The organism is Methylicorpusculum sp. (genome assembly GCF_030651835.1).
Lineage (GTDB): Bacteria > Pseudomonadota > Gammaproteobacteria > Methylococcales > Methylomonadaceae > Methylicorpusculum.
Window position 1 is genome coordinate 1 of record NZ_JAUSBX010000029.1, and the last position, 17,190, is coordinate 17,190.

The window sequence follows — 17,190 nt, forward strand, 5'->3', positions numbered from 1 at the left end:
CATCGGCAATCGATTGAATGCTTTTATCACCGCGTTGCAATACTTTACTCAGGGCTTGCTGTTTAAATTCTTCACTATAACGGGTTTGCATTTTGTACCTCTATAAAATTTTAGAGGCGACAACTATCCTGACACTGAGGGATGCGGGGAACGGAATTAACTTTATTTTCAGAACGTTTCAGGCTGCGGTTCATCCCCGCGGATGCGGGGAACGGCGGGAGTCTACAGTTTCCCCGATCAAGTACGGCGGTTCATCCCCGCGGATGCGGGGAACGGAAAACCGCTCATGGCAGGGGCGGTGCCGTTCCCGGTTCATCCCCGCGGATGCGGGGAACGGTAACGAAGCTGGCACCGGCGCAATCGCCACGACGGTTCATCCCCGCGGATGCGGGGAACGGTCATTAGTCGTAAGTGTACGCCGTTACTGCCGCGGTTCATCCCCGCGGATGCGGGGAACGGACAAGGTAGACATCAATTACGCCGTCGATTCGTCGGTTCATCCCCGCGGATGCGGGGAACGGTACGGGGTTTTTATCTTGCCAGCGGCGTGCCACGGTTCATCCCCGCGGATGCGGGGAACGGTTTATGCAGCGAATAAGCTGCGCCATAGCCCACGGTTCATCCCCGCGGATGCGGGGAACGGGTCTGCTCGATCTTCCCAAGCGTCCAAGTTCGCGGTTCATCCCCGCGGATGCGGGGAACGGGCCTTGCTACCCAGGTTACTTCTTCCCAAGTTCGGTTCATCCCCGCGGATGCGGGGATCGGACAACGCTGATCTGCGGCGTTGTCATCGGTTACGGTTCATCCCCGCGGATGCGGGGAACGGTTCATGCACGAATTAAAAGCATTTAATTCAGCCGGTTCATCCCCGCGGATGCGGGGAACGGATAACCCACCCGTTTTGAAATGCGACCTCTTTCGGTTCATCCCCGCGGATGCGGGGAACGGTACTGCGATTGGCCTGATATTGATATCGTTTTCGGTTCATCCCCGCGGATGCGGGGAACGGTCGAATCTTTCGGTGGCAATTCCGAGAGCGGCCGGTTCATCCCCGCGGATGCGGGGAACGGTTGATCCTTTTGATAAAGGAGTTAAAGGGATGCGGTTCATCCCCGCGGATGCGGGGAACGGAATCAATTGTGCCGCCAAGCATGTTCCATGCTCGGTTCATCCCCGCGGATGCGGGGAACGGTTGACGCGGCATTGAGCGCGCTCACTGGCGAGCGGTTCATCCCCGCGGATGCGGGGAACGGGCGGCATCATGACAAGTAACGGGCCAATGCCGCGGTTCATCCCCGCGGATGCGGGGAACGGTAAAACGATCTAAACGGCAACCTAAGGTAATGCGGTTCATCCCCGCGGATGCGGGGAACGGTTTTTCCTGGCGAGTAGCAAATCAGCAAGCGCCGGTTCATCCCCGCGGATGCGGGGAACGGCACTGGAACCTATGCGGCAGCATCAGGGTTGGCGGTTCATCCCCGCGGATGCGGGGAACGGAGGCTAAAAGCCCATGAGCCGCGACCAGATGGCGGTTCATCCCCGCGGATGCGGGGAACGGCTACCGACACAGCGGTTAAATAAGGCTCCCGGCGGTTCATCCCCGCGGATGCGGGGAACGGGAATCAAAGTTTTGTTGCGCATCGGTTTTATACGGTTCATCCCCGCGGATGCGGGGAACGGGTATCCGCCGAAACGCCTCATGACATTGCCGACGGTTCATCCCCGCGGATGCGGGGAACGGCTGAGTTGAATCGTGTCGTAGATCTCTGGGTACGGTTCATCCCCGCGGATGCGGGGAACGGGTGAGATTTCGCTCCACCGCCTTCGGCCCCCGTGGTTCATCCCCGCGGATGCGGGGAACGGTTAGTGGCGGCAACCTATGCTGAGTATGAGAGCGGTTCATCCCCGCGGATGCGGGGAACGGTGCAACTGACCTTTGCTTTAACAGCAATATTTCGGTTCATCCCCGCGGATGCGGGGAACGGGCCTACCAGCTGGGCATAAAAGGCTTTTTCAACGGTTCATCCCCGCGGATGCGGGGAACGGAATGACCGCTCAGCCTGAACATAAGCCGCATACGGTTCATCCCCGCGGATGCGGGGAACGGAACTACAAAATAAGATACAACCAAGCAGTAACCGGTTCATCCCCGCGGATGCGGGGAACGGACAATTCCGTTGATTTACCCGTCTGCCGCCAACGGTTCATCCCCGCGGATGCGGGGAACGGATCTAATCGGAACGTTGATCTATTTCGCCAGGCGGTTCATCCCCGCGGATGCGGGGAACGGTCCCCATTGCGCAACTGCTGGTAAACCCGGCGCGGTTCATCCCCGCGGATGCGGGGAACGGACAGGCTTTTTATTTACAGACAGACTTCCAGGCGGTTCATCCCCGCGGATGCGGGGAACGGTACCCATTTAGAGCAAATAGTAAATCAGGCGACGGTTCATCCCCGCGGATGCGGGGAACGGCTGATACCGTTCGCTCAATTCCAACAACAACACGGTTCATCCCCGCGGATGCGGGGAACGGCGCGAATATGCCGAACTTGCGCCCGGTTTAAACGGTTCATCCCCGCGGATGCGGGGAACGGAACACTGGAATAAGCGAAACCTCCGGATTTGGCGGTTCATCCCCGCGGATGCGGGGAACGGTCGAGTAGTCCCCGCACACAACAAACCGATCACGGTTCATCCCCGCGGATGCGGGGAACGGCTGGATCGCCTGGGTTCATATAATAATTATCGCGGTTCATCCCCGCGGATGCGGGGAACGGTACTTCCGCTTCCCACTCTGCTGGAAGGGTTGCGGTTCATCCCCGCGGATGCGGGGAACGGTTTCCGCTTTTCGGTTCAGATCCTTACTCAAACGGTTCATCCCCGCGGATGCGGGGAACGGATCACGGCTGTGTGCTCGGGCGGGCCGATACGCGGTTCATCCCCGCGGATGCGGGGAACGGTTTACACAGATTCAGAGGGCACCATTTAAAATCCGGTTCATCCCCGCGGATGCGGGGAACGGCAATCAACGCAGAGGCATCAGCGCCGATTAGGCGGTTCATCCCCGCGGATGCGGGGAACGGGCGTTCGCCTAAGAGCTGGGCGATCATGGCTACGGTTCATCCCCGCGGATGCGGGGAACGGCAAATCAGAAGGCAAAACCTGCCAACCACTTTCGGTTCATCCCCGCGGATGCGGGGAACGGTCAGTATGAGCTTGCTGCATTAAATTACATTGCGGTTCATCCCCGCGGATGCGGGGAACGGTTCTGCGCTTATAATCCCCGCGTCAAGGTCGTCGGTTCATCCCCGCGGATGCGGGGAACGGTCATGCGCCAGCATACCGAGGGCGGGCGTATCTGGTTCATCCCCGCGGATGCGGGGAACGGGTGTTAAAGTGACAGCGGGATGCAACAAGACCTGGTTCATCCCCGCGGATGCGGGGAACGGAGTTAATGTAAGCGGCCAATGCTGCGTTATCACGGTTCATCCCCGCGGATGCGGGGAACGGGTATTATTGACCTCGGAATCCGCGAGAGAAGTCGGTTCATCCCCGCGGATGCGGGGAACGGTACTGCTTGCCCGCCATTGCCACCCATTTCAACGGTTCATCCCCGCGGATGCGGGTAACGGATGGTGTTAGCGTATGCGCTCAATGGCTCACACGGTTCATCCCCGCGGATGCGGGGAACGGCTCAGAAATAGCATCCAGCACATTAATGGATGCGGTTCATCCCCGCGGATGCGGGGAACGGTTCCAAATAACTACCAAAATCAAGCGCATCAACGGTTCATCCCCGCGGATGCGGGGAACGGACTAACTTTAACCGATTGTTAAATAAACAGAAATAGCCTGCCTAAAATTTTACCGATTTTTTCGGTATTTTCCGGATTGTTAAAGAGCTTTGGGTTCATCGTTTTCTACTGGGTAAAAGGACACCAATTTCAGGCCGTCGAGTTCAACCGGCAGACGTCGGTTTTTGCCTAAGGTCATAAAGTCGAAGCCTGACTCGGTGTTCGTTGACCAAGCCATAACCGCATTGCCTTCTTCGATACCGTCTTCAATTTGTGCCCAAATCATCTCGCGAACCTTGACCGACAGATCGCCGACATAGACACCGGCCCGAATTTCAATTAACCATACGGCTAATCGCCCTCTTAAACGGGGCGGGACGTTTTCAACTACGATGACCAACATCGCCGATGCTCTCTGAGTTTGGAATGGCAGGTGCTATGTTTTCTTCAGTCGGTTTGGGTATTTCCAATTCGCCGGCTGCCAGCACCTCTTCTATGGTGGGGATGATTTTTCTGAGGATTTTCGATTGTCTAAATATATCCCGACACATTAAGCGAACTTCACGTTCCGGAGCCGGGTAGTTTTTGGCTGCGATTTTAAAAGCGTGGGGGATGATGTCGTCAAATTTGAAGAGATCGGCGATGTCATAAACAAATGACAGTGGTTTGCCGGTGTGGATAAATCCTATGGCCGGTGCATAACCGGCAGCCAGTATCGCCGCTTCCGAGATGCCGTAAAGACAAGCGGTGGCAGAACTGATGCAGCGGTTGGCGGCGTCACTGTTATCCCATTCTGTATGATCGTAGTTTCGGCCTTTCCACTCGACACCCGCTTGTTTCGCCAATAATTGATAAAGCTTTCTGACTCTGGCGCCTTCTATGCCGCGCAATTGTTCTACACTGCGCCGTTCAGGCGGCTTTTCGCCGAAACGAATTTCGTACATTTTGCGCACAACTTTCAATCTCGCTGCATCATCGAGAGCCAATTTGGCTTGGTAGAGCAAACGATCGGACCTAGCGCCGCCGGGTTGTCCCGACGCGTATAAGCGAACGCCCGCTTCACCAACCCAGACTAATAAGGTCCCGGCTCTGGCGGCCAGTGCTGCGGCCTGATGGGAAACCCGGGTTCCGGGTTCCAACATGATGCAGGCGATACTGCCGACCGGAATATGAGTGCGGATGCCGGTATCGTCAATGACGACAAATGCGCCGTCTTTGACATCGATCTGGCCTTTTTCGATAAACACCAAGGAAACGCGTTCTTTCATGGCGATGGGTTTGAGTGGTGGAAGCATCAGGAATCGGGTAACAGCAGGTTTTGAAAAGGATTATGATTTTTCCAACGGTAGGCTTGAAAATCGCGCATATCGGTAGAAAGAATGCGACCATGCCCCAACTCTTCCGCCAAAATCACCAACGAGGCGTCAGCCAAATCCATCGGCAAGTCGGCGAATTTTTGCATCAGCACGGTCATCCGTTTCACGTGTGCGGGTTGCAGATCGTAAATGTCGAACAAGCCTTCATCGTATGTCGAGAGAAATGCACAGGCTTGATTTTGCCCCAATCTCGATTGCAAAAAATAGCAGGTTTCAGTTATGACAGGCCATGTCGAAACCAAACTTGCATCAATCCGGCTAAGCATATCAACGGCTTTGACATGATGAACGTCATTCTTGTTGAGCAACGCATACCAAAAACCGGTATCAGCGATGACCCAATTTTTCATCGATATACTCTGCGACATATTTTTTATACCTGACCGAGCCATCGCTTGGCCCATGACCTATGCCTGCCAACTTATCGATCAACATCCTGTTTTTTTCTTTGACCGATAATTCCGTTTTTTCATAAAGCAAATCCAACGCAATTTTGATGATTTCCGTCGTATTCAGATTCATTTTCCGTTGTATGGATTTCAGTTTCTGTTCGTGATCTTCGTCAATTCGAGCGGTAATACGCATTGCAAATCTCCTGTACGACGATTTATCCCCTCGGGTGTAGGGGACGCACTTATCTTAACCGAATCATCAAACTCTAGCCACCGACAGCAAACCGCAGCCAAAGGCTTTGGCCGGGCCGATACCGTGTAAAATTTGTGCTGCAAATTGTGCCTGATCGGTAACGTTTATGACGCCGTCAAACAACACTGTTTGTATTTTGCCGCTACGCCCCTCCTTTGGTTTTCGAAAATACATGACCGGCTCGGGCTGCACGATCAACGTTTCCAACAGTGCAAAACCCTGAAACTTGCGCTCCAACCAAGCTTGTTGCTGCTCCTCATGCAACAATGGCACGCGCACGGTTCTGGTAAAAGTTTTACCCTTCTTTTCGACCGTCCCTTTGCCGCTGTCCTTAATAGTTTTGATCGGATTGGCTCTCAATCGAAAGCGCAAACGTTGACTCTTTGGAACATTCAACGCAAATTCGCGTTGCGCCAAGAGTAACGGACTTTGCTCGCTGCCTTCCGGTTTGAGTGCCGATTGCAACAACACATGAGCGCCAACACCCGACTGAAATTGTTCGACGCGGAATAAAAAGTCACGTTCGGCATCATCGCAGTCTGGAAATAACTTCCATAATGCTTGATGAAACTGATAAGGGTTTTTGGCTTGCTGCCAGGGAATATGCACCTTACTCAGAAACATATTCGCCTCCTTGCCCATGACTCATGTATAGCGTCCGGCTGGCGAATTGCCGGGGTTGATGAATGATCGGCGTATCTCGTTTTTTGATGGGAATCGCATTGTCGGTACATTCTTCACTGTAAACCGTTCCGCCGGTATCACCACTCAAAGCCAATGCCGCCAGCGCTGACTCGGCGGATACGCGATTATCTAGTAATGGCCGCGCCAACGGACAACTGCGTCTACCGAGTACCGGCGTATAATGCGGTCTTTTTAGTGCGTGCTCGATGCGATCCAAGCTGAGTGTTGCATTGTCATTGTTCCAAACTGCCACAGTATAAAACGCATCTTGCCAATATTCCCGCCAAGTTTGAATGGTGTCGTGGCTTTTCAAGCCACGATAATCTTCACGGGCGTTTTTAACGGTGTGGTAATCGGTCATTTTTTGACCTTGGTGATCGACGCGAACAGCAAACGACACGCTGGAGGCTAATGCTTGCAATCCTTCGCGGTCGATGCGGTCGATACCCAAACAGGCCCCCAACAAACCCAGCAACGCGCTCCGGCCTGGGAACAATTCCGAAGGCCGCAAACCCTCGAAACTTTCCCGCCCCCAGGCTTGCATCGGCCCCTGTAATTTTAAAATCAAATAATCGCGCATAGCGTTTATCCTTGGCCGTTAGTTTTGACCCAATTTACCAATTCAGGCAGCGATGGTTTCACCACGATACCATCGACCGGTTGCACTTGTTCCAAGACGAACTCGGCGCAACGTTCTTGAAGACCGTAACCGCGATGGATTTTGTCCCAATAGGTGTTCAATGCCGTGATCGACGGTTCGCGAAAGCCTCCGGTTTTGAAGTCGGCTTGAATCGGCTTTTCAAAGGCGTTTGCCAACGAAACCGGTTGATGCGAAAAACCGACCAAAGCCAAGTCCGCCAAATTGTGCGCGGCAAAGCTTTGTTGCTTGGCGCTCGGCACTTCGGTTGCCAGCATGTGCAATACATGAGCAGCAATGCCCAAGGCTTTGGCACGGCCCTCGGCGGTTTCTTCGGTTTTGATGTCGGCCAACAAACCCAGATTGACCTGCAATTGTTTCAGGTTAAGGCTGGCGTAACGGTAAAACACGCCGGAAGAAAATTCCTGAGTATCCAAATGGCCTGAACCCAATTCCTGCAAATCATCGACGGCGGTAAACCAATCGATGTCGGCATCGACCGTGTGCGTGGTGATGGCGTGGGCGACGGCTAATGCACCGTCGATTTTGCCGACTTCGCTCATCAAACCGGAGGTTGCCATGCGACCTGATAACGCGATGTCTAAACCTTTGGACAAAGCTTGACGAAAAGCCTGGCTGTCTTTCTCGATATGTTTTTGCAATTTCTTCGCATCGACACCTTCAGCCTCCAGCAATTTAATTTGGTCGCAAAAATAAGCGACTTCTTCTAATACCCAAGGTGCCACGGCATCGTCTTTAGCATCTTCGGCACTGGCATCTTTACCGGAAATGTAGTCAATGGCTTGTTTGATTAAGTCTTCGTTGTAGCGGTTGGATAATGCGGCAACTGCTTTGTTTTGATAGTCGGCCAAGTGTTTAGTACGAATGCTCGGCTCACCCAAGTGTTCACGATAATAATCACTGTGTCGCATCGTGCGTTTTAAGCTTTGACTAGAAACACGCACTCGCCGCTTGCCGCCGAAAAGCGCCGATTTTTGCATATTCATATCGTCGCGATTCAAGCAAGACGGACTGTGTGAAATGAGAATGTGAAAATTGATAAAGTTTTCGTTCATGGTTTATTTCCTTGGCTTTAAGCGGATTCTTTGCTTTTGGTATTTTGGTAGAAGAAAAAGTCTTCCAGTAATTGGCGTTTGGTGAGGTCGTTCCAGTAATAAAAAGTTTTGGAGGCAGATAGCCAATCCAGTTTGGGTTGAATATGTTTGAGCAAACGCCGCAGTTGGATTAAATCGTTCGGTTCTTGTGAGCGAATTACCATGAAAAGGCGCTTTTCGTTGATGTCGGCCTTTGCCAAGGCTCTTCCTAACGAATCGCCCCCTTCTTGGTGTTTGATCAACGGCAGGCAATACACTAGGCGCTGCATACCTTTACCGGCGTTTGTGCCGTGTAGCAAGCGATAGAAAGCCGGTATTTCCAATAGATCGTCCGGCTGCACCACCCGTTTTAATTCGGCCTGCGGACCCGGTTTCAGTTTTTGATAGCGCTCGTACAAGCCGAGAAAATCCGGCCTTTGGTTTTGTCCTTCACTCATGTTTTAGCTCCTTCGGGTTCCAGTTCATTAAGTGATTTGTGTAACGATCGTCTCGCCAAGGCCAATGCTTTCAACATTTTGGGTTCTTGGCGGTATGGTTTGGTGGCTTGCTCGAACAAATCGAGCACAACGGCTTTTAGCTTTCGATTCAATGCTTGCAGCGTCGAATCCGGTGCTGCGAAATTCACGCAGGCAAAAGTTTGATGCAGCAAGTTTTCGGTTTGCTGGTAATAATTCGCTTCGACGGGATTGCATAGATTAACCCCAGAACCGTGGACTTTATCTTTTACACCGACCGCAAATAGATAGAGCGCTTTGTGCAATGCGGATCTGTAAGCCAAACCGCCCTGAGTGATTTTATGAATCACCAATCCGTGCTCCGCCCAGCCTTGTGCCAAGCTGAAAAACTCATGCCGTCGTTCCAATACAGTCGCTTTGTTGTTTCGGTAACCGCCGACGATCAAATGAATTTTGTCGGCGGCAATTAATTTTCTGGCCTGTTGCAGTACCGGTGCAGCCTGTTGCCCATTTTGCGTATCTTCCAATTGATCGACCACCAGCTTGCTCAAATGCGTCCAGGTCGGCGCTGTTGAGGTAAACGAAGGAAATTTTTCTTCTTTTTCGCCTTTTTTGACGGTAAATGTGCGGGATGATAGCGGATGCGGCCAAATGCCTTCCACGGTGTAATTGAATTTAGCTTTTTTGAAGCCGCGATATACCGGCTCTTCGCAGCCGCAGCAACTGCATATTGCATTGTTTTCAACCGGCAACAGCTCGAAATGAGAGGGTTGCCATAGCAGGCCGCGAACCAAACCGATGGACGACGCAGGAATCTTTTCACCCGCATTAACTCTATCCAGGTAGTTTGGTCGTTGGTTTTTGGTCTTTTGATACCAAGGCATGACCGATTCGGCAGTTTCTTCGGTCAAGACATTGAGCCAAAGGGTCTGCCGCAAATCCTTTCCCTTGATCAGAACCGTAATGGGTGTGCTGCCGCGCAAACTGCCTTTGAATCCACCACCCATGCTCGGCGAGTTGTTGGCAACATTGAACAATGAAACCGCCACGCAGCCGCCGCACAAGGCTTCGCCCAAACCAGGGGGATTGACGAAGGCCTTATTGGTGCCGTCGGCGACTCCTGCCAATAATTTTTCCATCGGAGTCGGCTCTTTGGCATCGACGCCGCGAATCTGCATGAACGGCGTTTGCGGATGATTCAAATCGAACCAATCCAATTTGTCCTTACAGACTTCGGCGTAGATTTCCGGCGTCAATGGCTGTTGAACAAGCCTCCCCAGTTCCTTTTTGTCCTTGGGCGTAAACAGCACTTGCGCGATGGCGCATAACAATTGCAAACAGGCCAGCTCCATGTCATCGCGCGGCAAACACAGTTCGCCGTCTGTTTCGCCGCATAACAATTGCTGAAGGCCGATTTTTTGGTAGTTGCCTTGATGTTGAATCGGTATCCAGGCATCAGTTAGTAGGTTCATTTGCTCTCCTCGGTGGTTTCGATGCGGGTTAAGCCGGTATCGGCATGATAGAGATAAGAATAGTTGCCATGGCTAGCGATAAACCCACCTGATTCTTGTCGCTGCACGTGCAATTTAATCAAACCATCCTGTTCGGGCTTTGGCAATCGACCTTGATTGGCCCAACTGCGGGGTACGGCAATAGTGTTTAGGTTGAACGCTTCCGTTTGATTGCTTTCATCAAGATCGTTCAAACACTCATCGTTCAAAAGGTGCTCCCGATCTTCGGTATCAATGTACGTTGGCAAAATATTCAAGTTCATCTCACCATCACGAGTCAGTGCCGACACATTGCTGTCGTTGTCGTCCAATCCAGGATTCATTCTTAGAATTCGCAAGGCATTGGACCGGCTCGATTCGCTTTCTAATTCGAACTTTTCGTAGCTTTTGGATACCGATTCCGGTTCGTCGCACCAAGTATTCTCCTGATAAACCAGCTCAATCCATTCTCGATAAACATTGGGGAAAGAAATTTGTGAGTCATTCTTTTGGGCAGCTTGCTCCAACAACTGTTGCGTTCGCCAAAGTACTCGGCTATTTCCATAGATCACCGCATGCAAGTCGTAATCAATGTTCTTCGGCAACAAGATTGTGCAAACCGGCTTTGCGAATTCGAGTGGACGGCCAATCTGATTTTTAGCATGACGATGTAAACGTCCCATGCGTTGAAACAGCAAATCGACCGGACAAAGTTGGGTAATCAACCAATCGAAGTCCAGATCGAGCGATTGCTCGACCACCTGAGTGGCAATCAACAAATGGCCTTGTCTACAGCGCTCTTCTGATTCCGGTCCGAACCATTCGAGCACGGTTTGCTCTTTTTTTTGGCGATCGGCAAAGATGAAACGAGAATGAAAGAGCAACAATTGCGTTTCGTTCAGTAACGGCGATTGCTGTATCAGTTGTAACAAAACCTGATAAATCTGTTGCGCCACGGCCACCAAATTGCAAACGAGGCAGACTTGCGTGCCTTGTTCCACGGCATTTAGCATACGTCGAACCAAATTTTCGTCCGGCAATAACTCCGAAATTTTGAATAGCTCGATACCGACGGTTGTCGACTTGGGTTGTTGCTCGGGTAAATCGGACAAATCAAAGAATTCGGCACCTCCAGCTTGGCAGTGGCAAATCAAAGGATAACGCTTGTTTTCATAGGGCAAGTCACAATTCCAAGCTTTCGCCAATCGGCGCTTTTGTTCGAAGGGCAACGTTGCAGACAACAAAATCGCGCAGCCACCGGCAAGGCGTTGCTGTTCCAATACAGCTTCCAACAAACCATACATATAGCTATCGTAGGCGTGAACTTCATCGACAATCAACACGCTACGGCCGATACCAAAGCCCCGCACGAATTTATGCTTAACCGGCAACACCGAAACTAAAACCTGATCGACGGTGCAAACGCCAATTTGACCGAGAAAGACCCGTTTGCGGCTTTGCGCCAACCAATTGCCGCATTGCACCCAGGCTTCTTCTTCACCTTGCGCGGTTTGCGGCCGGCAGGCTTTTTTCAAATCGATGAAATCTCGTTGATATTTGGCTCGGCCATGCGCCAACACTAAGTTGGTTTGTTCTGAAAACAATAACGGCGCGGCTTTGTCCAACCGGCTCAACATCGCATTGGCCGTGGCTTGAGTCGGTAGGGCAAACACAATGCTATCGGCCAAACCCGATGCCAACAATTTCCAGGCATAGGCCAACGCGGCTTCGGTCTTACCAGAGCCGGTTGATGCTTCGATGATGGTAAGCCCGCCGGTTATCGGCAAACTATCAACCAAACACTGAACTTGGCGAGGGCTGCTGCCTTCGGTCAATAAAGCGCTCAACGTTTGATAGGGTTTGATACGGCTTAGAACGCCGGCATCGAATAAAGCGGCTTTCGCAATACTGATACGCTTTGCATACCATTGTTTCAGTTCGTCAAGATCATTGCAGGGTTCAGCGTCATAATCGAAGCGTTCGGACGAGCCAAGCCAATCACATACCGAACAAAAACCGGCCAACATCGTTGCCGTGCTTTGATTATTTTTGCTGGTTTCCAGCCTTGGCGGTGTGTCGCTCAAATTCAGTCCTGCTGGCAAGAGAAAAAAACGCTCTAACAGTTGCAACCATTGCAAACGGCTTTGTTTAAAGGGATCCAATATCTCGTTTGACGCCAATAGATTGAATTTTGGATTGTCCTTTTCATCGTCCTTCGGCAGGATGCCGTGATGCCCGACAACCGGAGCCAACCAACTACACCATGCTTCCCATTCTTCATTATCGTCAAAGGAAAAATCGTCATCGCCTGAGGAAAAACGTTCTGCTAGATCTTGATAAAACCAATACAAACCAGCCGGACCATGATTGTATGTTTTGATATCCAACCCATTCAGATGCGTTTCAACGGCGCTCAATTGCCGATTAACCGCTTTCCAAGCCTCACCTGCTTTTCGCTGGAATCGTAAATCAAATTTGCCATAATCGTGTAACGCAATGAAAAATAGCAGCCAAGCACGCGTTCGTTGCTTGTCTAATCCCGTAATGTCGCAAAATCGTTGTCCGTAAGCCAGGCTTTGTTCCAACCATTGATCCGCTACCGCCGCCACATCCAAACAATGATAAGGCAACAAATGATAGGCAGGACCGGATTCGCCTTCCGGTTTGGCTTTACCCCAATAGCTGTAATATCCGGCTGTTTCGGTCATGGTTGCCTCACTTTAAACTGGGTTCACTGTTAGATTGTATCAATGTGTACAAAAACTCCGGAGCGAGGTCGGCGCCATTGGGCCAGCAAACGGTTCCTAATTCCGGATCCAATCGGATTCGGCTGAAATTATTCCGGTCCAATAGCGGCTCAAACATTTCTCCCCAAAGCCCATTGCGTAAATCGGCAACACCGGTCAATCCGTCGTTAAATACCAGTTTTATACGATAATCATCGAGATACGTGGCCTCGGTTATGTGGAGAAACATGCTTGGATTCCGGTTGTTTTCATATAAATTCGGTCTGCATCACGTCATTTGAAATAGGCGGCAATTCGTTTTGAGCTGCTTGGCAATGCGCTGCTCCGACTCAGCCAATTGTCGTTAAATTTCTCTAGCCGGCCGGATGAAATCGATTCGGCGCATCAAATACTGTCCAACAGACTTGGGTTGGCCTCGGTGTCGCTGAAGGCCTTTTTCATGATCCAAACGCAAGTATTCATATCCCATCGCTTTTCCCCAAACTCAGATTTGGAAAACCCTTCATGTAAGCTCTTGCTTACCGGTTTAGAGAAGCTGGAGCTTCTCGAACTGCGTTCCCAAGCAAAGAGCTTGGGAACGAGGGATCTTTCCTTGTTTAGCGGTCTTTCCGTCTATTATCCATAGCCACCGTATCAAAGCGTGATACGGTGGCTAATTTTTTTGATAGATGCTCGCCATGGCTTCAATTTGCTCGATCAGTGCGTCGCGTAAAAAAGCCGGTTCCAAAATTTCGACTTCGGCGCCGTGGCGGAGGATGTCCATCAACAGTTCGCGGTGATCGCCGAACGGTACGTGCAATTCGTAGCTGCCGTCTTTGTGCAGGCGGCCGGTTTGTTTGGGATGCCATTGTTCGTCGGCGACCCAGCGGGCGCGCTGAGGCGTGAATTTTAGCTTTGCGATGTGCTCGGCATTGCCGGAAAAGATGCCGTAGGCGGCACTGAAATAGTCTTCGAGCTGTTGCCGATCGACGCTTTGGGCGGGTACTTCTTGGCGTATGGCGGTTTTAATGCGTTCTAATGCAAAGGTGCGCAGTTTGTTTCTAAGATGGCACCATGCATCGAGGTACCAGTTGTCCCGATAGTAAACAAGATTTTGCGGGGATACGCTGCGCTCGCTAGTATGCCCGTCGCTTCGCGCTTCATAGATCAAATCGAGACGTTGATTGTCGAATAGTGCTCCGGCAATTTTGGCGAACCAAGGATTTTGGACGTTTTGACGCGAGGCGATCGGGATGATTTTAATGCATTCCAGTTTGCGTTCGGCGCTACTTTGATCTAACGCGAGAAGTTTTTCTATCCGGTTTTGCAACTGGGCGATCTGATCCCCAAAAATACCCGGCGAAATTTTCCGCAGCATCGTATGGCAAGTCAGCAGTCCCCAAAGTTCTTCGGAATTGAACCATAGGCCCGGTAGTTCGTAAGGATGAGCGCCGGTTTCCGTGTCGTAATAGTAGCCGTTTCGGTTTCTGTCGTAGACTATCGGCGCGTCGAAGTGATCGCGCATCAGTCCGACCAGCCTTTTGACGGTGGCGTCACTGCATTCCAGTTTATCTTGAAGAAATCGGTTCGATGCCGGCGTTCTGCGCTCGGATAGTATGTGGTGCAGTTGATAGATTCGTTCGAATCGGTCCATTCCGCAGCTCCTTATTTTGCTAGGTTTTCGTTTTCCTTAAAGATAGCGCAATATCGCTAAGTACCGCCGTCGATTATAACGTCCAGCGTTAAACGGCACTTTTCTATAAAGACGGAAAGCCGGTTACGCTGCGCTAAATTGAATCCAAGACTGCTGTCAGATCAAGCGATTGCTTCAAACATCAATGCTTTACCAACAGAAGCCAGTCCACTGGACCATGCATCCCATTCTTCATTATGGTCAAAGCAGAAATCGCCATCGCATGCGGAAAAACGTTCCAAAAGCGTTCCCGAAACGTCTGACTTTGTTCCAAATTAGTTTATGGTGTTTAGGGAAAATTCCGGTGAGAACTTCGTAAAATTCAGGTAAGCTCTAAACCAAAATCTATTGCCGTGCAAACTTTATGTTCATATTTTTATGTCTGAGTTTCTACATGACCGTTTGAAATGGGAGCAACGCCAGCGTTTAATCTTGCTTGAAGCGACGGTGTTTTGGAGCGGGGAGATTTCGACCGCTTCTTTAGTCGAGTTTTTCGGGATTAGCCGTGTACAGGCGTCTAAGGATTTATCGCTTTACCAAAGCTTATGCCCCGGTAATATTTTCTACGATAATCATATTAAGCGCTATGTGGTCGACGAAGCGTTCAAGCCGTTTTTCATGGAAGGGTCGACTGGCGAGTTACTGCTGGTTTTAAAGTTGCAACAGCAAAAGGGTGCCAAGGTAATGGTGGCTTTAGTCGGCAACTTGCCTTCTGTTGAAATCGTTAATCCATTGGGGCGGCAGATTGATGAGTTGCTCATGCGCTCTGTAGTTAGGGCGATCCGTTTTAATCTGGAAATTGAAATCACTTATCAATCCATGACCAGTCATGAACTGGCGACTCTCAAGGTGGTTCCTTATACGCTGGTGTTCGATGGTTTGCAGTGGCATTTGCGGGCTTATAGTATCAAGGAGAGTGTTTACCGTGATTTTGTTCTGGCCCGGATTTACCAGGTCACGATTTTGGGTAAGGCTGAGGAGCCGCCTTTTTTAGACGGGCTTTGGGAAGCCTGGGTCTCAGTAGAAATTGGTCCGCATCCGGGGTTAAGCGAAATGCATAAAAGTGTAGTTGAACGGGATTACGGGATGATGGACGGTAAATGTGTAACTAAAGTCAGAGCTGCTTTACTGCCTTATTTTTTGTTATGTATGCGCATTGCCAAGGATGATAGTAAGAGAGATCCTCTTTTGCAGAAGATTGTTCTGTTAAATCGCAAAGAGTTGAAGGGGCTTATCCGGGCTAGTTCGGGTCTTTAGGGGTTGGCTCGCAGAGCGTCCCCCAACTATCGAAGCGCTCTGCTTTCGAAAAAACCATCTGCTGGGTTACGGCCATTGCCTAACCTGCGCGGAGTATCATCTTGGTTTTGTTGCTTCGCTGAATAGCTAAGCTTTGGGCGTTAGCGGTTGGCTTTTAAAATAAATGCCTTCCCACCCGTAGCGCATGAAATTGCGGATGTTTTGATGGTCGCTGCCTTCCGGATTATTTAATACATCTTTACGGTAGTAGTCGCCAAACAGGCCGAGTGTTTCATCTTGAGTTAACTCGTTAAGTCTGGCGAAGGCAAAAATTTTACACGACCCTTCGTTTTTTCCTGCCTCGTTTATCAGCTTGTTTTGATCAAGGCCGTTATGAAACTCTGTAGGGGTGTAATCATAATTTTCCTGAATCACTGCGATAACGTCTGTAAAGCTGACAGGTTGTTGAGCTTTGATTTGTTGGATTAAGTCTTTGATCGTCATAAATAAATGAGTGCTGAAGATGAATTAGCGCACCAGCGCTGATAGCGTTTTAAAGTCGGGGTGTTGGGCGTCTTTGAGCCATTCGAACAAGACCGATTCATAATTGGCGACCGTTGCACCTTGCAGTTGCATTCTTTGCAGGGCGTTGGTTTTATGCGTCGGGTTCCGGGAGCAAACTGCATCTTCAACGATGTAGGCTTGATAGCCGAGAGCCATTAATGCCAATGCGGTTTGTAAAACGCAGATATGTGCTTCCTGGCCTACCAGAATTATTTTCCTGCGCTCGGTCTGTTCAAGCGCCTGAGTAAAGCCTTCCGCTTCGCAGCAGGAAAAACTGGTTTTTGGATAGGTTTTTGAATGCACGGGCAGTCTGTTTAAAACAGCGGTTTCGGTCGAGCCTAAACCTTGAGGGTATTGCTCGGTAACAAAAATGGGAATTGCCAGTGTGTTGGCGGCCTCTATCAGTTTGCCGGTGTTGGCAATCATTAACTCGGCGTCGGCTTGCGGCATGCTGGCCGTCAGTTTGGCTTGCATGTCGACAATCAGCAGCACGCTGTTTTCAGCAGCTATCAAGTTGGCGTGGTCTATCATGACGAATCACTCTCTGTTGATCAGGGGAGGGCGCTTTAATTTAGGCTATGCTCGCGTTTATAGTAGGCGTCGCCCCGGCAGGGATTGCCGGGGTCCAGAAGCCATGGATGGCGTTGGGCTTTCACATCCTTGTGACCTGGATTCGCTTACGCGGTCTAACGGCTCCGGCAATCCATGCCGGAGTGACGGTGTTGATTTACTTTCAACTACTAACGCGAACATAGCCTTAATTTAAGCGTGTTT

At 50.8% G+C, this 17,190-nt stretch carries 16 protein-coding genes and 1 CRISPR repeat array; of the genes, 2 read left to right on the forward strand and 14 right to left on the reverse strand.

Annotated elements, in window-relative coordinates; all coding sequences use genetic code 11:
• Positions 1 to 125: 125 nt before the first annotated feature.
• Positions 126 to 3,816: a CRISPR direct-repeat array (repeat unit 29 nt; unit sequence CGGTTCATCCCCGCGGATGCGGGGAACGG).
• Between the two features lie 79 nt (positions 3,817 to 3,895).
• The 12 genes from cas2e to Q7V32_RS03630 all read right to left on the reverse strand — a co-directional run bounded on the left by cas2e (position 3,896) and on the right by Q7V32_RS03630 (position 14,577).
• Positions 3,896 to 4,198: a type I-E CRISPR-associated endoribonuclease Cas2e gene (gene cas2e, locus Q7V32_RS03575; RefSeq protein ID WP_304895613.1), complete on the reverse strand. Its 303-nt coding sequence runs from the start codon at positions 4,196 to 4,198 to the stop codon at positions 3,896 to 3,898.
• A complete protein-coding gene (gene cas1e / locus Q7V32_RS03580; protein ID WP_304895614.1) occupies positions 4,179 to 5,090 on the reverse strand; it encodes a type I-E CRISPR-associated endonuclease Cas1e in 912 nt (303 codons plus the stop codon). Before cas1e ends, cas2e begins: the two co-directional genes overlap by 20 nt.
• Positions 5,090 to 5,521 (reverse strand): type II toxin-antitoxin system VapC family toxin, encoded by a 432-nt coding sequence (locus Q7V32_RS03585; protein WP_304895615.1) that lies wholly within the window; start codon positions 5,519 to 5,521, stop codon positions 5,090 to 5,092. The genes cas1e and Q7V32_RS03585 overlap by 1 nt, the downstream gene beginning before the upstream one ends.
• Positions 5,499 to 5,756, reverse strand: a complete 258-nt coding sequence (locus Q7V32_RS03590) for a hypothetical protein (RefSeq protein WP_304895616.1) — start codon at positions 5,754 to 5,756, stop codon at positions 5,499 to 5,501. Before Q7V32_RS03590 ends, Q7V32_RS03585 begins: the two co-directional genes overlap by 23 nt.
• A gap of 66 nt (positions 5,757 to 5,822) precedes the next feature.
• Positions 5,823 to 6,440: a type I-E CRISPR-associated protein Cas6/Cse3/CasE gene (gene cas6e / locus Q7V32_RS03595; protein WP_304895617.1), complete on the reverse strand. Its 618-nt coding sequence runs from the start codon at positions 6,438 to 6,440 to the stop codon at positions 5,823 to 5,825.
• Complete coding sequence (gene cas5e / locus Q7V32_RS03600; protein WP_304895618.1) at positions 6,427 to 7,080, reverse strand: type I-E CRISPR-associated protein Cas5/CasD; 654 nt, start codon at positions 7,078 to 7,080, stop codon at positions 6,427 to 6,429. The genes cas6e and cas5e overlap by 14 nt, the downstream gene beginning before the upstream one ends.
• 5 nt (positions 7,081 to 7,085) lie before the next feature.
• Positions 7,086 to 8,213, reverse strand: coding sequence for a type I-E CRISPR-associated protein Cas7/Cse4/CasC (gene cas7e, locus Q7V32_RS03605; RefSeq protein WP_304895619.1), 1,128 nt, complete (start codon positions 8,211 to 8,213; stop codon positions 7,086 to 7,088).
• A gap of 17 nt (positions 8,214 to 8,230) precedes the next feature.
• Positions 8,231 to 8,689: a type I-E CRISPR-associated protein Cse2/CasB gene (gene casB / locus Q7V32_RS03610; RefSeq protein ID WP_304895620.1), complete on the reverse strand. Its 459-nt coding sequence runs from the start codon at positions 8,687 to 8,689 to the stop codon at positions 8,231 to 8,233.
• Complete coding sequence (casA, locus tag Q7V32_RS03615; RefSeq protein WP_304895621.1) at positions 8,686 to 10,179, reverse strand: type I-E CRISPR-associated protein Cse1/CasA; 1,494 nt, start codon at positions 10,177 to 10,179, stop codon at positions 8,686 to 8,688. The genes casB and casA overlap by 4 nt, the downstream gene beginning before the upstream one ends.
• Positions 10,176 to 12,905, reverse strand: a complete 2,730-nt coding sequence (gene cas3, locus Q7V32_RS03620; RefSeq protein WP_304895622.1) for a CRISPR-associated helicase/endonuclease Cas3 — start codon at positions 12,903 to 12,905, stop codon at positions 10,176 to 10,178. The genes casA and cas3 overlap by 4 nt, the downstream gene beginning before the upstream one ends.
• Positions 12,906 to 12,912: 7 nt before the next feature.
• Complete coding sequence (locus Q7V32_RS03625; protein ID WP_304895623.1) at positions 12,913 to 13,173, reverse strand: DUF2442 domain-containing protein; 261 nt, start codon at positions 13,171 to 13,173, stop codon at positions 12,913 to 12,915.
• A 423-nt stretch (positions 13,174 to 13,596) separates the two neighbouring features.
• Positions 13,597 to 14,577: a YafY family protein gene (locus tag Q7V32_RS03630; RefSeq protein WP_304895624.1), complete on the reverse strand. Its 981-nt coding sequence runs from the start codon at positions 14,575 to 14,577 to the stop codon at positions 13,597 to 13,599.
• A gap of 417 nt (positions 14,578 to 14,994) precedes the next feature.
• On the opposite strand from Q7V32_RS03630, the gene Q7V32_RS03635 reads away from it, so the two are divergent.
• A complete protein-coding gene (locus Q7V32_RS03635) occupies positions 14,995 to 15,873 on the forward strand; it encodes a WYL domain-containing protein (RefSeq protein WP_304895625.1) in 879 nt (292 codons plus the stop codon).
• A 126-nt stretch (positions 15,874 to 15,999) separates the two neighbouring features.
• On the opposite strand, the gene Q7V32_RS03640 is transcribed toward Q7V32_RS03635, so the two are convergent.
• The gene (locus tag Q7V32_RS03640) at positions 16,000 to 16,356 is read right to left on the reverse strand and encodes a HopJ type III effector protein (protein WP_304895626.1); all 357 of its coding nucleotides are present in this window, start codon (positions 16,354 to 16,356) and stop codon (positions 16,000 to 16,002) included.
• 24 nt (positions 16,357 to 16,380) lie between these two features.
• Entirely contained in the window at positions 16,381 to 16,947 is a 567-nt protein-coding gene (locus Q7V32_RS03645) for an isochorismatase family protein (RefSeq protein ID WP_304895627.1), read from the reverse strand.
• Positions 16,948 to 16,994: 47 nt separating this feature from the next.
• Here Q7V32_RS03645 and Q7V32_RS03650 point away from each other — a divergent pair, with 47 nt between their 5' ends.
• A complete protein-coding gene (locus Q7V32_RS03650) occupies positions 16,995 to 17,171 on the forward strand; it encodes a hypothetical protein (RefSeq protein ID WP_304895628.1) in 177 nt (58 codons plus the stop codon).
• Positions 17,172 to 17,190: the final 19 nt, after the last annotated feature.